Consider the following 14,121-nt stretch of genomic DNA (forward strand, 5'->3'; position numbering starts at 1 on the left):
AAACGGGTCACCGCCGCGGACGCGATAAAACGGCAACAGACCCTAGTGGTGCCGACCACCTAACGGTGCACCTGGTACAAATATTCCATGCGGTACGGATCGTCCGCCGTTGCTTTCAATGCCACCACTTCACTTACCAGGCGACGGCCGCCCGGCAACCTGACTAGCTGAACGATCACATCCAGTGACGAGCCGATGAGCCGTGCAATTGCCCGCTCACCTGCGTCATAACCGTTTACCGCAAGCAGCGTTTCGATCCTCACCAGAGCATCGCGGGCGCTATTGGAATGGATGGTGCTCATCGATCCTTCGTGGCCGGTATTCATCGCTTGCAACAACTCGAGGATTTCACCGGAGCGCACCTCACCCAGGATGATTCGGTCCGGGCGCATGCGCAGGGTATTGATGACCAGGTCTCGCGCGGTCACCTGCCCTGTTCCCTCGAGATTCGCCGGTCGGGTTTCCAACCGTACGATATGCGGGTGATTCAGTTGCAGTTCGGCGGCATCCTCAATGGTCACGACACGCTCATCAGCGGGAATGAACTGGCTGAGCATATTGAGGATGGTGGTCTTACCGGTCCCGGTGCCTCCGCTGACCAGAATGTTGCGCCGTGTTGTGACCAGCGAGGTCAATATCTGCAGGCAACTGGCAGAGATCGAGCCGCTATTGACGAGATCCTGAGCCCCCAGATGCTTTCGGGCGAATTTGCGGATACTGAGAGAAGGGCCATCCAGGGCAACCGGCGGAATCACCGCGTTCACCCTAGAACCGTCCGGCAAACGGGCATCGACCATGGGACTGGACTCATCCAACCGGCGACCGAGCGGCGCGAGAATCCGCCGGATCACCCTCACGACGTGATCGTCATCGATGAAACGCGTGTGCGCTTTCTGCAGGACGCCGGCTACTTCGATAAAAACGCTTTCGGGGCCATTGACTAGAATGTCGTTGACGCTGTCGTCAGCAAGCAGGGGTTCCAGCGGACCAAAACCAACCACCTCGTCGAAACTTTCCCTAGTCAAGAGAATCATGTCCTGGGCGGAAAGCGGTACACGGTTCTGGGAGATAAAAGCGCTAATGTTGGTTTGAACGAAGGCCTGGAGGGAAGCCCGGGCAGCCCTCCCCACGTCAATCCCCTCTTCGTCCAGTCGCTCGACCAGAAACTGATGCACGCGCCTTTTCAGATCCTGGTATTCCGAGTCCAATCTAGTAGCCATTTACAGACTCCTCACGCCGTCCGGACGAGACCGCGAAGAGCGGTCAGCCTGCTTTTTGACGGAGCAGCCTCGTAGCGTTTCAGGATCTCCTCCAAGCGCCGCAGATAGGTGGCTTTACCCGGCAACTTGTGTATCGGAAGGCCAGCGTTGATCGCCATTAGCCGGCTTGGCCAATCCAGTGGCAGCGCGCCCAGGTACTCGATGCCGACCGCATGTTGCAGTGCGCTCAGGCTCGGGCTGCCTTTGGGTTCGTGACAATCCAGCAAAAAGGATCGCCGGCACTCTTTCGGCAGACGCTCCCGCCAGGAGTCCAGGCGTTCTCGAGCGGCGTGGGCCTGCTCTACGATAGGGTGAATCAACATCATCAGATCCCTGGCATACAGCCCGACCGCAGCGATCCAGAAATCTGCCATCGCTGGATCGACATTGATGATGACGTGATCAAACATACCCGCCAGCTGGTTTACTGCGATGAGCAGATCTGCGTTGCGATCGTTTACCGCGCTTTCAGCGGACAGACAAGCGGCCAGCAGACGCAAGTTTGGTGCGTATTCTTCGAGTGCCGTCTCGATCAGGCTTTCGTCGAGTGCTTCGGGGCTGCGTAGCAGATGCTCAAGGGTCAGCCGGTTATGGCTGTCGAGATAGAACACAGAGCGCGCCGTGGCAGCGGTATCCAGCGCCAGTATCCGCGCCTTCGGATTACGCTGGTTCAAGGCAAACGCCAGGCTCTGGGCAAACAACCGGGCGTCGACCACCGGACTGGCGCTGGTAACCAGCGTCATTTTACGGCGCATGGCCGACGGCGCGTTCGTTGACGAGCTGCCTGGACCGCTATGCAAGAGCTGCCTGATTCGTCCGCGAATCTCTTCACCGTCACTGCTGGCAATGAAGCAGTCACGGGCGCCCGCGCGCATGCTTTGCAAGAGGTGACCCTGATTCAGACGGCGCGCGAGCGAGACCACGGACAGGCCCTCGCCGGACGCACTCAGGGCGGAAATGATCCGCAGCGCCTTTTCCGGCTCGTTTTCGTCTACCGCCACCATCACAAAACGACTGCGGGTCGCCTCAACCAGGCGACTGGCCCGCGACAGATCCCAAGCCGCGACAAACTCTACCGGCCAGGCTCCATCGAGGGTGCGCTCCAACCAGACACGAATGCCGATATCATCGGTTATGCAAATCAGAACATCTTCCCGTTCCATCATGTCACCAGCTCAATCCATGTTTTATCGGGCGCGAACCTGGCTCCGAGCCGGCTGCCATGTCCAGCCAGCGGACGCTGCTGTGCTGGTATTCCTCTCCGATCGTCATATCCGCACTGTCTTGCCGGCCCGGACTTACCAGGCGAGGCGTAACCACCATGATCAGCTCGCGGTCCTCGCGGGATACCCGGTCCGATCGAAAGAAAGCACCCAGCAACGGGAGGCTGCCGAGCCCCGGGATTCGGTCGCTACTGTTGAACGTGTTGCGACTGACGAGTCCGCTGATGATGAAGGTCTCACCGGAGCCCATTGCCACGGTGGTCTCGGTACGACGAACCCGCAGGCCGGGCACGGCAACACCCGCCGAGGCCACGCCGGAGGAAAAATCCAGCTCGCTTACTTCAGGCGCTACTTTGAGGATGATTCGGTTCTCGGCAACCACCGTCGGCGTCAGACTGAGGCTGATGCCAAACTGCTTGTATTCCACCCGCACCCCGTTCTCGTCATTACTGACCGGAATGGGGAATTCGCCGCCCGAAAGAAAGGTTGCATTCTGACCGCTGAGACTCACCAGCGAGGGCTCAGCCAGGGTGTGAGCAAACCCGCCGGACTCCAGCGCATTGATGATGGTCAACGAGTTCGAACCAAAACCAAACAGATTGAAGCCTTCGGCGCTGATGACAGCCGAGGCTGCTTCCGGCCCGGGGAAACCACGAAAGCTGCTGCCCGGGGGCGCGACCCCGACGGCGGACGCACCGCCGTTGAACAGTTTGGCGTAGTACACGCCCAGGGAATTGAGTTCACTCCGATTGACTTCGACGATACGGATATCGGTCTGTATCTGCATGCCAAAGGGCATAGTCTGGCCCAAGGTCGCCGCCACAACGACCAATGCCCGCAAAGGATCCGCGCGGCCCTGCAGCCACACCGATAGCTCCGCGCTGCCCTCGGCATTGGCTGTAAGCAATATTTCCCGGTCATCCGAGACGGTAACGCCCGCCACGTCTGGATCCGAAATAGCTACCTTGGTCAAGCGCTCGGGAAAGCTCAGCACCTGTTGCTCGCCGTTGCCCATTCTGATGGGCGCGCCTTCGGCGATGTCACCCGTGAAGGCGAAAAGCGGGAACGGAAGAGCCAGGAGGCCCAGTAGCACGGAAACCATTCGCAGGCTGAATCGATTAACGCACATGAACTAACCTCGATGCGGCGCCTTCAAAGACCCGCACCTGCGGTGCCGATGGCTGCGCGGTATGACCGGGTGCCGCTTTGGGCTGCGGAGGAAACAGCTCCTCGAAATACACTGCCTCGGCCAAGGCGCTACCCGGCTTATCGAGAGTACTGGCTTCACGCCCAGCCAGTTTTCCCCTCGGGCGCCGCGATTGCCGCCAGCCTAAGCTGGCCCTCGGCGGAGGCCAGCAAAACGTCGGGAACCTTGCCTTCGGGTACTTCAAGCACGACGGTGTTGTTGCGCTGGTGAGCGTCGTCGCCAGCGCTGCTTCCGTCCTGCGTTACGCCCTTGACGGCAATCACCATGACATTACGCAGCAGCCGCACCGCCGCCGGGTTGGCCTTATCCGAGCGACGGAAGGATGCATTCACATCCACTCGATCACCGGGGCGCAGCAGGCCACCGACACCTGCGACGTCGTCAAGCGGGATAGCCAAAGCCTGATAACCCGGCGCAACCAGGCGCTGCAACAGACTGTTCGGCTCCAGCTTCGACGCGGTCAGCAATTCACCGGACATTATGGCCGTCTTCACGGCTGCGCCAAACGGGGCTTCTTCCGCACCAATCGCCTCGGGCAAAGGATTATCGGATAGCACTGTGACAAAGGCATCGGCTGACAGGGCCTGCCCCTGCAAGACTCCCCGGGTAGCCAGCAGATATCGATACGCTGGCGCTGAAGCGACCGTGGTCTCCACCCGTTCCTGCGTGTCGGGTGCGACAGCCAGGTTTTTCTTGGTCGACAGGAAACCAGCGATTGCCAATCCCAATGCAACGAGCGCCAGCAGGGTAGCGGGCGCCGCGTAGACTAATCTCGAATTCATATTGTGCGCTTCACAGGCAAACCCAGGAGCAATCGACCGAGCAGTTTCGCGACCCGGTCAGAAAGCGATTGATGCCTCAACCGTCAGGCTGACCGGCATCGGCGGAAATTGCCCCAATAACCCGAAGCCAAGCTGAGGGACTATAGGCGGCTCTCGATTATTGAGCGTCATGGAACAACGCATCAGCTGGAGTTCACCGACAGGGGAAATCGCACAGCCTGACCCGTCATCCTTGATGCCCTCTTGCAGTCGCGCAGAAAGCGTTGTTCGTCCTTGCGTCATCACGGCAGAAGCCGTGGCGACCAGCTTTTCTCCCAGGCTCGATTCGGAGTACCGGTTTCGATCGATTCTCAACGCTGTGGCAGCCGCCCTGTCCACGATGGACTGCATTTCATATTTACTGAAAAACAGCACCCCATAAGCGGCTGCCGCGTAGAGCATGGCGAGCACCAGCGGAAAGACGAAGAGAAACTCCAGCGCTACCACCCCTTCTTGATTTTGTCGCTTCATCCGAAAGACCAGCGCGGGCGGGCGTACTTATCCACCCTCGACTCCGCCACTGGCGGCACTCTCGAAAATATTGTTGAAGGCCTCAGTGATAGTCGTTTCGAGACCGGTATTGAACGCGCCACCCAGCACCAGCACGAGGGCGGCAGCCAGCACGAGGTATTCAAGTGCTGCAGCGCCCTTCTGCTGTCGGCGAGGCGCGAAACCTCTACACTCCAGACGGTTCATTGCTCGGATCGAAATTTTCTTGACAATTCCCGCTTTCATCAGTCGTTCCTTCCAGGTAACAATAGGGTAACAGAATCATTGCGCCATCACAGCAGTGCGCGGACCCGATTCTGATGGCTATATGACATACACCCTAAAAAAAGTTCCCTTCAAACGGCGAAAAAATGTCCTTACCGCTGAAGGCCCTCCGCGGCCCTCATTAAAATGCTAGGTTAGGCTCTGCTGACTCCCCTTCTCCGCACAGGTTTAAAGGATGACCGACCGCTACTTCGACCAGTTGGGTGCGCATTTTGCGCGCAAGATTTACGCCGGCCCCAAGGGTGCTATCCGCCTGGCCGTGCTGACCCGCGATCTGGAAGAATGGACGGGCGAGCTGGGCGAGGCGGATCAGTCGTTGCGAGTTCTGGACGTGGGTGCCGGGCTGGGGCACATCAGCGAATGGCTGGCAGCTCGCGGGCATCGCGTGACACTCTGCGAACCCTCAACAGAAATGCTTGAAGGCGCTCGCGAGCGACTGGACGCGATGCCGTCCGCCTACCCGATCGAATATCTGCAGGCCACTTTGCAGGATTTGCCGCAACAAGGGCGAACCTATGATCTGGTGATATGCCATGCAGTACTCGAATGGCTGGCAGACCCGGCTGCGGCGATGGGCTATCTGCGGCAACTGGTGAGCCCGCAAGGAGCTGTCTCCCTCGCGCTGTACAACCGCGACGCGCTTATCTACAAGAATCTGATCAAGGGCCAGTTTCGCAAACTCAAGCGCAACCAGCTGGCCGGAGAAGGCGGACGCAGCCTGACGCCACAACAGCCGCTCGATCCCCGCGAAGCGCTGGACTGGGCAGCCATGGCTGGACTGCAGCGCATCCACCAGACCGGCATTCGCGTGTTCCATGATTACATGCACGAGCCTTTCAAGTCGCAGAGCCAGGAACAGGATATCATCGAGCAGGAGCTTCTCTACAGCCGACACCCCGCGTACCGTCATCTCGGCCGTTATCTGCACTGGTGGCTGCGCCCAGCGATATCGTGAGCACTACGGCATCATCCGGAGACGGGGCGCGGCATCCAGCGCCCCTGCCGCCACAGATGCCAGAACCAGAGCCCGAGAATCACGCCGCGCGCAAACATGAACAGGTGAAAGCCCAGCCAGATACCATGGTTACCCGCGTCCCGCAGCAGCCAGGCGGCTGGCAAATAGATCAATACTGTTGCCATGAGCATGGCATTGCGCATCGCCTTCGCACGGGTGGCACCGATAAACAATCCATCCAGCACATAGCTCCAGACGGCTACCAGTGGCATCCATGCCATCCAGGGCAAGTAGGCGCTGGCGGTGTCGCGTACTGAGTCAATCGTCGTCAGCATCGCGATGATCAGATCACCGAACAGGCTGAACGCCAGCACAAAGCCAAACCCTACCAGCAGTGACCAGCCGAGACTCACCACGAGCACGCGCTTCAGCGCAGGACGGTCGCGCTTGCCGAGCGCCTGCCCGCCCAACGCCTCGACCGCATGCGCCAGGCCATCGAGTCCATGTGACGTCAATAACAGAAAATTCAGTAACACCGCATTGGCGGCAACGACTTCATCCCCCAGCCGTGCGCCTTGCAGCATCAGAAGATAGAACACTGCCTGCAGAGCCAGAGTGCGGATGAGAATGTCGCGACTGGTTCGCAGCATCGGCGCGGCGCCTCGCAGCTGCATGGCAGCGCGCCAGCGCATGCGGCCAGGGAGTTCGTCAAACACCGGAGTGAGCAATACCAGCCCGAGCAACAACCCACAATAGTCGCCTATGACGGTGGCCCAGGCGGCGCCGGCAACGCCCCACTCGAGCCCCACCACCAGCCAGATATCCAGGACCACGTTGGTAATATTAACGGTGAGGAGCAGAAGTAGCGGCGCGCGGCCTTTGCCCGCACCGATAAACCAGCCGACCAATACGAAGTTGGCCAAAGCGGCGGGAAGACTCACGAGCCGGATCCCTACATACAGCCGCGCCTGCTCCAGTAACTGCGGACTGCTATCGAGGAAATAGACACCCGCGGAAAAAAGTACGTCCTGCAGCAGCCATACCCCCAGCGCGATCAGGCAGGCCATCCACAGCGATTGCAGCAGCACCAGGCGCAGCGCATCGCCATCGCTCCGGCCATAGGCCTGGGCAGCGAAACCGGTAGTACCCATGCGCAGGAAACCGGCACCCCAGAGGATGAAGGTGATCAGCGTAGCGCCGACGGCGGCACCGCCCAGGTGATAGGCGGCGTCCATCCGGCCGATGACAGCGGTATCAACCAGACCGACCAGCGGGACGCTGATATTGGACAGGATCATCGGCGCAGCCAGCGCCCAGACTTTGCGCTGCGTAGGTTGATGCCGCCAGCAGGCAAGCAGCTCCGCTTTATTCAAGGTGACCGGTTCCATCGCGGCCGTGGAGAAAGGTCAACAGCGCCTATCCACCCGCGCGCTTGGCCTTGAAACCCTGCTCGATCAACCACCGGCAAAGTAGCTCAGCCTGATCGCCCTGAATCTCGATGACGCCGTCCTTGATGCCGCCACCGCAACCGCAGCGGGTTTTCATGCGCTTGGCCAGTGCCTTGAGGTCATCGGGAAGCAGCGGCAGACCGCTGATGGTAGTGACCGTTTTGCCGCCGCGGCCCTTGGTTTCCCGACGTACCCGGGCAACACCATCGCCCTCTGGCACGGCGGGTGCGCCACATACGCAGGCGTCTCGGGGTTGCCGGCAATCCGGGCACATGCGCCCGGTTTCTGTTGAATACACCAGGCCGCTCAGGGCCTGGAGTCCTTTCTGTTTATTGCTCATGCAGATTGTTCCGGATATATCTCGATAACAACAGTTCCAGCGCCAGCAACGAATCGGGGGAGTACCACTCGGCGGGTTGTCGCCAGGGTGTACGCGGATCTACCCAGCGAAACGCCATGACCTCCTCCGGCTGCATATGTACCGGCCCGTCCCACATACAACTGAACACACCGCCCCAGAGTCGGCTTTCACGCGCGTTGTAATGAAAACGAAAATGCTCGCGCAACGGAATGCCGGATACGCCCAGCTCCTCTTCCAGTTCCCGAACCGCGCCATCCCTATAGCTTTCGCCGGCGCCGACCACGCCGCCTGCCGCCACATCCCAATACCCCGGATAGAGACGTTTGTGCAGGGTCCGGCGATGCATGCACAGCTCACCGCGGGTATTGAACACAAAAACATAGGTGCAGCGGGTAATCAGCCGTTCGCGTTGCACCTGGTGCCGTGGAACCACTCCGAGCAGACGGTCATCGCTATCTACGCTGTAAACCTGTTCAGCTTCGGAGGCGGCCAGATACGCCTTTATCGCTTGTCGATCCACTTTTACCCCTGTTCAAGCAGACGGCGCAGGTCAATCATCGCCGCGTTGGCCCGGGACAGATAGTTAGCCATAACCAGGGAATGGTTCGCTGTCATGCCGAAGCCACTGCCATTCAGTACCATCGGGCTGCGCATGGGGCGCTGTGTAGCCTCCAGTTCACGGATGATCTGTCTCAGGCTGACCAGCGCGTTCTTGCGCGCCAGTACCTCGGCGTAATCCCGCTCGACGGCTTGTAGCAAATGCACCAGCGCCCAGGCCGAGCCGCGCGCTTCGTAAAACACGTTATCGATCCTGAGCCAGCGCGTGCGCTTGTAGGTGCGTCCCTCATCAGTCACCTCGGCACGCCCAACGCTGGCGGATAACCGCTGGGACAAGGAACCGAGCCGCGTGCTGACGTCGCCCACCCAACTGGCGAGACTGTCAGCGCGGGCATAAAATTCGGCGTCACCGCGTTCAAGCCGGACAATGTAATCAGACAGGGCGTCCATCCCGCGCTGGTATTCGTTTTCACTCGCCGGCAGGGCCCAGCTGTTGTTGTCAAAGTTGAAGCGCGGCTCGGCGAGCGCCAGGCTCGGATCTTCCGCTGACTGCGACTGTGAGCGCGCCATATCGCGGCGCAACGCGCGTGTCATGTCACGTACCTGAACCAGCACCCCGAACTCCCAGCTCGGCATGTTATCCAGCCATACCCCAGGCGGCATGATGTCGTTATTCAAAAAGCCCCCAGGCTTGTTGAGCAGGGTGTACATCAAGCCGTTCACAGTGCGCGCGGTGGTGCTGCCAATGACCTGCGGGGTTTCCGCCGATGGCGGTGGCACCAGGGGCTCCAGCCCAGGTTCCCGGCTCCAGTACCAGCCGACAATCAGCAGAATCAGTAACAGCGCGGCCAGCAGCCCGACAATCAACTTGCCAAGCGTGCCCCGGCCATAAGCGAGCGCGGTTCCGAATTTTGACCTGTAACCGCCGTCCGAATAGCCGGATGCCCTGTTCCCGAATTTCATTTCCTGCTCCTGTCTGTGAATTGCCTTCAGCATATCATCGGTCATGCCATTACACATGGCACCCAGTATCTGGATCCAGCTTTGAACGCTGGCCGCCCTGTAGTTCAAACAGCGGTCAATATCTCAAGGTGCGGGCTGCTGCTCCATGAGGCCTATTGTCACTCGGCAAGTAGCCCCCCAGGGATTATGATGTCGGCTCGCTCTCCACTCCGGATTTCTCATGTTGTTGCGTCGCCTGTTGTTTTTGCTATGCCTGTTAGTCGCTACCACCGCGCAGGGCCAGTTTGCCTCCCCGTCCAACCAGGGGTCCGGCGGGCTGCTGGATGGCAGCGGCGGACAGGCGGATTTTCTGCCGGTGCACGAAGCCTTTCGCCCAGGCGTAATCGAAACCACAGAGACACAGGTGCGGGTGCAGTTTGATATCGCCCCTGAATATTATCTGTACCGTCACCGCCTGGAGTTCGCACTGCAAGGCGGTAACGGCAGTATTGTCGAGGTGATACTGCCGGACGGTGAACACAAGACGGACGAGTATTTCGGCGACGTCGAGGTGTATTACGACAGACTGGAAGTGCTGCTTGAGCTGGACCCCGGGAGTGAAGCGGGTCGTCAGCTGAAGGTCGGCTTCCAGGGCTGCGCAGACGCCGGCCTGTGTTATCCGCCAGAGACTGTACTGCTGGAGCTTCCCAATGAGCTCCGCGCCGGCACCAGCGCTACCTCCGCAAGCAACGGCACTGTCAGCGCATCAAGCGGCATGCAGGATCTGCTGACCGGAGACAGCTTCGAGCTGGCCTTGTTGCTGTTCTTCATTGCCGGCCTGGGCCTGACATTCACTCCCTGCGTGCTGCCCATGCTGCCGATCCTGTCCAGCCTGGTATTGGGACGCAAGGACATGGATCGCACCCGCGCCTTCGTTCTCGCGCTGAGTTATGTGCTTGGCATGGCGATCAGCTTCGCCCTGGTTGGCGCGCTGATTGGTGTGTTTGGCGCGGCACTGAATATCCAGGCGCGACTCCAGTCGCCCTGGGTACTAGGCATATTTGCAACATTTTTTGTCATCTTCGCCCTGGCCATGTTCGGGCTTTTTGAACTGCGTCTTCCGGCACGCATTCGTGAGCCACTGGAACGCCTGGGTAGCCGCACACGGGGCGGCTCAGTACCCGGGGCGGCGGTGATGGGCGTGCTGTCCACACTGGTGGTGTCCCCCTGCATTTCTGCGCCGCTGGCTGGCGCGCTGGTTTATATCAGCGCGACAGGGGATGCGTTGGGCGGGGCTGCGAGCCTGTTCGCACTCGCGCTCGGCATGGGATTGCCTTTGTTGCTCGTTGCCCTGTTTGGCAGCGCCCTGCTACCCCGTTCTGGCGAATGGCTCAATAACGTCAAGCAGCTCTTCGGCTTTGGCTTGCTCGGCGTGTCCGTGTGGCTATTGGAGCGCATCCTTCCGGGTTCGGTCAGCCTGGCGCTATGGGCCGCCCTGGCGGCTGGTATTGCGGTTCAACTTGGCTTGTTCGACCGCACGCCGCGCAACGGCATCGGTCGTACAGGCCAGACGCTCGCGCTGCTCGCCGCGCTCTATTCAGGCGCCGCTCTGGTTGGCGCGCTGGCCGGAGGTTCTGACCCGCTGCGTCCGCTGCAGCCATTCACTGGTGTCTCACAGACAGCTCTGCCTGAGTCAGGCGAATATTTTACGCGGGTGACTGACCAGGCCGCTCTGCAACGCCAGCTCGACAACGCGCGCAGTAACGGCCAGCCAGCGGTGGTCGAGGTCTATGCCGACTGGTGTATCAGTTGCAAAGTGTTTGAACGCGAGGTTCTCAGTGACCCTCAGGTTCGCAGCGCCCTGGACGGCTTCGCTCGGGTAAAATTCGACCTGACCGATAACACCGCGGATCAGCGTGCCTGGCTTTCAGCTCAATCACTGTTCGGGCCTCCCGCGTTTGTCTTCCTCGATGCCCAGGGGCAGCAGGTTCCGGCCGCTCGAATACAGGGCGAAGTGACCCAGGAAGAGTTTCTGGAGCGCGTCAGCACCGCCTCCCGGTAATTTTCGCCGTTAACGCTGACATCATGCGGGCATCTGATGTTAACCTTCGGATTCTGGACAGCACGATGGCATTGCTGCAAAATTCCGGTCTGCAACTGACTGTCCGGTCAGCTTGATCGTCCGGCCAAACAATAAAGCTACTGTGGAAACGACATGGCCAGCATCCTGGTTCTGCATGGACCCAACCTGAATCTTCTTGGCACCCGTGAACCGGGCGTTTACGGGGCCACCACGCTGGAACAGATCAATCAGCGCCTTCGTGAGCAAGCCACCGCCGCGGGACATCATCTGCTGAGCCTGCAAAGCAACGCAGAGCATGAGCTGATCGAACGAATCCATGCTGCACGCGATGAAGCGATTGACTTCATATTGATCAATCCCGCAGCTTTTACTCACACCAGCGTTGCAATACGTGACGCGTTGCTGGCAGTGAGCATCCCATTCATCGAAGTCCACTTATCCAATGTGTACAAACGCGAACCTTTTCGCCGCCATTCCTACCTGTCTGATATTGCCGAAGGCGTCATCTGCGGGCTGGGTGCCAAAGGCTACGAACTGGCATTACAAGCGGCTGTACACCGAATCGAACAATCTGAACGCGACTAATCTGCTCTGGAGCGCACGTATCAATGGATATACGCAAAGTAAAAAAACTCATCGAACTCCTTGAAGAGTCCGGCATCGACGAGCTGGAAATTCATGAGGGCGAAGAATCCGTCCGCATCAGCCGTCACAGCAAGCAGCCGGCTGGCCCGCAGCATTATTTTTCCGCCCCGCCTGCAGCGGCTCCTGCCGCTCCCGCAGCTGCGCCCGCCGCGCCTGTTGCGACGCCTGACATTACGCCCGCCGAGCCCGCCGGTCACCTGGTACGCTCACCCATGGTCGGCACCTTTTATCGCTCTCCGGACCCGAGTTCCCCGTCATTTGCCGAAGTCGGCCAGTCGGTCAAGGCCGGCGATGTACTCTGTATCGTTGAAGCCATGAAGATGATGAACCACATCGAGGCCGACAAGAGCGGCGTGATTCAGGCCATCCTGGCGGACAACGGCCAGCCGGTGGAATTCGACCAACCCCTGTTCAGCATCGCCTGAGCCCGGCCCGGAGGCTGCGATGCAAAAAGTACTGATAGCCAACCGTGGTGAAATTGCATTGCGCGTTATCCGCGCCTGCAAGGAACTGGGGTTGAAGACCGTAGCCGTGCACTCCACGGCTGACCGTGAACTCATGCATCTGGCGCTGGCTGACGAGTCCGTATGTATCGGGCCAGCCGTCGCCACCGACTCATATCTGAGTATTCCGGCCATCATCAGCGCCGCAGAAGTCACTGGAGCCGACGGTATTCACCCGGGCTACGGTTTTCTTGCCGAGAACGCTGATTTTGCTGAACAGGTCGAGCGTTCCGGCTTCACCTTCATCGGCCCAAGCGCCGAGGTGATTCGCCTGATGGGCGACAAGGTCTCGGCGATCGCCGCGATGAAGAAGACCGGCGTGCCCACTGTACCGGGCTCGGATGGCCCGCTGTCGGATGACGAGGAAGAATGCCTGGCGACCGGACGTCGGGTCGGGTATCCGGTGATCATCAAGGCCGCCGGCGGCGGCGGCGGACGCGGCATGCGCGTCGTGCATGAAGAATCCGAGTTGATCAAATCGATCAGCATGACCCGCAGCGAAGCCGGAGCAGCGTTCGGCAACCCCATGGTCTACATGGAAAAGTTTCTGACCAACCCGCGCCACGTTGAGGTTCAGGTACTTTCCGACGGCCAGGGCCACGCGGTGCACCTGGGCGACAGGGATTGCTCGCTGCAGCGCCGGCACCAGAAGATCATCGAAGAAGCCCCAGCACCGGGCATCGATGAAAAGGCCCGCGCTGAAGTGCAGGCTCGCTGCGTACAGGCCTGTATCGATCTGGGCTATCGCGGCGCCGGCACATTCGAGTTTCTCTACGAGGATGGCGAGTTTTTCTTTATCGAGATGAACACCCGGATTCAGGTCGAACATCCCATCTCCGAGATGGTTACCGGGATCGACATCGTCAAGGAACAGATCCTGGTCGCCGCGGGTAACCCTTTGAGCATCACCCAGGACGACGTAGTGATCCGGGGCCACTCGATCGAATGCCGGATCAATGCCGAGGACCCGAAGACCTTCATGCCGTCCCCGGGCACGGTGACGTTCTTCCACGCACCGGGTGGTAACGGTGTGCGGGTCGATTCGCACCTGTACAGCGGTTACAAGGTTCCGCCGAACTACGACTCGCTGGTCGGTAAGCTGATTACCCACGGTGCGACCCGGGATGAAGCCCTGGCCCGTATGCGTAATGCACTCGATGAGCTGGTGGTTGATGGCATCAAGACCAACACCCCGCTGCATCGCGAGCTGGTGCGCGATTCCGAGTTCTGCAAGGGCGGCGTGAATATTCACTACCTCGAGCATAAACTCGGTATCAGCTGATCGGATAAGCCAGACGTTAGAATAGGCCTATCGACTGAACCGGGATGCGGAGCGCCGCAT

At 59.9% G+C, this 14,121-nt stretch carries 15 protein-coding genes; 5 read left to right on the forward strand and 10 right to left on the reverse strand.

All coding sequences use genetic code 11. The annotated features are described in order from the left end of the window. Positions 1-59 precede the first annotated feature (59 nt). From G3M63_RS18830 to G3M63_RS18855, 6 genes are all read right to left on the reverse strand, one after another. Complete coding sequence (locus G3M63_RS18830) at positions 60-1,220, reverse strand: CpaF family protein (protein ID WP_150299647.1); 1,161 nt, start codon at positions 1,218-1,220, stop codon at positions 60-62. 11 nt (positions 1,221-1,231) lie between these two features. Next, a complete protein-coding gene (locus G3M63_RS18835) occupies positions 1,232-2,425 on the reverse strand; it encodes a hypothetical protein (protein WP_163984076.1) in 1,194 nt (397 codons plus the stop codon). Position 2,426: 1 nt separating this feature from the next. Next, complete coding sequence (locus tag G3M63_RS18840) at positions 2,427-3,611, reverse strand: type II and III secretion system protein family protein (RefSeq protein WP_178101015.1); 1,185 nt, start codon at positions 3,609-3,611, stop codon at positions 2,427-2,429. Between the two features lie 155 nt (positions 3,612-3,766). Then, on the reverse strand, positions 3,767-4,471 hold the full coding sequence (gene cpaB, locus G3M63_RS18845) for a Flp pilus assembly protein CpaB (protein ID WP_163984077.1): 705 nt from the start codon (positions 4,469-4,471) through the stop codon (positions 3,767-3,769). A 57-nt stretch (positions 4,472-4,528) separates the two neighbouring features. Then, on the reverse strand, positions 4,529-4,981 hold the full coding sequence (locus G3M63_RS18850) for a TadE/TadG family type IV pilus assembly protein (RefSeq protein ID WP_163984078.1): 453 nt from the start codon (positions 4,979-4,981) through the stop codon (positions 4,529-4,531). A gap of 27 nt (positions 4,982-5,008) precedes the next feature. Beyond that, positions 5,009-5,245 carry a hypothetical protein gene (locus tag G3M63_RS18855; protein WP_150299643.1) on the reverse strand — a complete coding sequence of 79 codons (237 nt, stop codon included), beginning with the start codon at positions 5,243-5,245 and terminating at the stop codon, positions 5,009-5,011. 214 nt (positions 5,246-5,459) lie between these two features. Between G3M63_RS18855 and G3M63_RS18860 the strand changes: the two genes are divergently transcribed. After that, positions 5,460-6,239 (forward strand): methyltransferase domain-containing protein, encoded by a 780-nt coding sequence (locus G3M63_RS18860; protein ID WP_150299642.1) that lies wholly within the window; start codon positions 5,460-5,462, stop codon positions 6,237-6,239. Between the two features lie 11 nt (positions 6,240-6,250). Here G3M63_RS18860 and G3M63_RS18865 read toward each other — a convergent pair whose 3' ends face one another. From G3M63_RS18865 to G3M63_RS18880, 4 genes are read right to left on the reverse strand one after another with little or no spacing between them, the layout of a single operon-like run. Continuing rightward, a complete protein-coding gene (locus G3M63_RS18865) occupies positions 6,251-7,612 on the reverse strand; it encodes an MATE family efflux transporter (RefSeq protein WP_256669880.1) in 1,362 nt (453 codons plus the stop codon). Positions 7,613-7,655: 43 nt separating this feature from the next. After that, a complete protein-coding gene (locus G3M63_RS18870) occupies positions 7,656-8,027 on the reverse strand; it encodes a translation initiation factor Sui1 (RefSeq protein WP_163984080.1) in 372 nt (123 codons plus the stop codon). Then, the gene (locus G3M63_RS18875) at positions 8,017-8,568 is read right to left on the reverse strand and encodes an NUDIX domain-containing protein (RefSeq protein WP_150299639.1); all 552 of its coding nucleotides are present in this window, start codon (positions 8,566-8,568) and stop codon (positions 8,017-8,019) included. Before G3M63_RS18875 ends, G3M63_RS18870 begins: the two co-directional genes overlap by 11 nt. Before the next feature lie 2 nt (positions 8,569-8,570). Continuing rightward, positions 8,571-9,569, reverse strand: coding sequence for a DUF2333 family protein (locus tag G3M63_RS18880; RefSeq protein ID WP_163984081.1), 999 nt, complete (start codon positions 9,567-9,569; stop codon positions 8,571-8,573). 220 nt (positions 9,570-9,789) lie between these two features. Here G3M63_RS18880 and dsbD point away from each other — a divergent pair, with 220 nt between their 5' ends. The 4 genes from dsbD to accC all read left to right on the forward strand — a co-directional run bounded on the left by dsbD (position 9,790) and on the right by accC (position 14,061). Then, the gene (dsbD, locus tag G3M63_RS18885) at positions 9,790-11,610 is read left to right on the forward strand and encodes a protein-disulfide reductase DsbD (RefSeq protein ID WP_256669881.1); all 1,821 of its coding nucleotides are present in this window, start codon (positions 9,790-9,792) and stop codon (positions 11,608-11,610) included. A 153-nt stretch (positions 11,611-11,763) separates the two neighbouring features. After that, complete coding sequence (gene aroQ / locus G3M63_RS18890) at positions 11,764-12,216, forward strand: type II 3-dehydroquinate dehydratase (RefSeq protein ID WP_150299637.1); 453 nt, start codon at positions 11,764-11,766, stop codon at positions 12,214-12,216. Between the two features lie 23 nt (positions 12,217-12,239). Then, positions 12,240-12,701, forward strand: a complete 462-nt coding sequence (accB, locus tag G3M63_RS18895) for an acetyl-CoA carboxylase biotin carboxyl carrier protein (RefSeq protein ID WP_150299636.1) — start codon at positions 12,240-12,242, stop codon at positions 12,699-12,701. A 19-nt stretch (positions 12,702-12,720) separates the two neighbouring features. Then, positions 12,721-14,061 (forward strand): acetyl-CoA carboxylase biotin carboxylase subunit, encoded by a 1,341-nt coding sequence (gene accC / locus G3M63_RS18900; RefSeq protein WP_150299635.1) that lies wholly within the window; start codon positions 12,721-12,723, stop codon positions 14,059-14,061. Positions 14,062-14,121: the final 60 nt, after the last annotated feature.

It is taken from the genome of Pseudomonas sp. OIL-1, from assembly GCF_010669185.1.
In the GTDB taxonomy this organism is placed as follows: Bacteria; Pseudomonadota; Gammaproteobacteria; order Pseudomonadales; family Pseudomonadaceae; genus Halopseudomonas; species Halopseudomonas profundi.

Excerpts from the sequence above, each read along its gene's own strand:
- G3M63_RS18855 (WP_150299643.1), bottom strand. The coding sequence starts at position 5,245 with ATGAAAGCGGGAATTGTCAAGAAAATTTCGATCCGAGCAATGAACCGT.
- G3M63_RS18860 (WP_150299642.1), top strand. The coding sequence starts at position 5,460 with ATGACCGACCGCTACTTCGACCAGTTGGGTGCGCATTTTGCGCGCAAG.
- aroQ (WP_150299637.1), top strand. The coding sequence starts at position 11,764 with ATGGCCAGCATCCTGGTTCTGCATGGACCCAACCTGAATCTTCTTGGC.
- G3M63_RS18830 (WP_150299647.1), bottom strand. The coding sequence starts at position 1,220 with ATGGCTACTAGATTGGACTCGGAATACCAGGATCTGAAAAGGCGCGTG.
- cpaB (WP_163984077.1), bottom strand. The coding sequence starts at position 4,471 with ATGAATTCGAGATTAGTCTACGCGGCGCCCGCTACCCTGCTGGCGCTC.
- G3M63_RS18880 (WP_163984081.1), bottom strand. The coding sequence starts at position 9,569 with ATGAAATTCGGGAACAGGGCATCCGGCTATTCGGACGGCGGTTACAGG.
- G3M63_RS18870 (WP_163984080.1), bottom strand. The coding sequence starts at position 8,027 with ATGAGCAATAAACAGAAAGGACTCCAGGCCCTGAGCGGCCTGGTGTAT.
- accB (WP_150299636.1), top strand. The coding sequence starts at position 12,240 with ATGGATATACGCAAAGTAAAAAAACTCATCGAACTCCTTGAAGAGTCC.
- G3M63_RS18835 (WP_163984076.1), bottom strand. The coding sequence starts at position 2,425 with ATGATGGAACGGGAAGATGTTCTGATTTGCATAACCGATGATATCGGC.
- G3M63_RS18840 (WP_178101015.1), bottom strand. The coding sequence starts at position 3,611 with ATGTGCGTTAATCGATTCAGCCTGCGAATGGTTTCCGTGCTACTGGGC.
- dsbD (WP_256669881.1), top strand. The coding sequence starts at position 9,790 with ATGTTGTTGCGTCGCCTGTTGTTTTTGCTATGCCTGTTAGTCGCTACC.
- accC (WP_150299635.1), top strand. The coding sequence starts at position 12,721 with ATGCAAAAAGTACTGATAGCCAACCGTGGTGAAATTGCATTGCGCGTT.
- G3M63_RS18850 (WP_163984078.1), bottom strand. The coding sequence starts at position 4,981 with ATGAAGCGACAAAATCAAGAAGGGGTGGTAGCGCTGGAGTTTCTCTTC.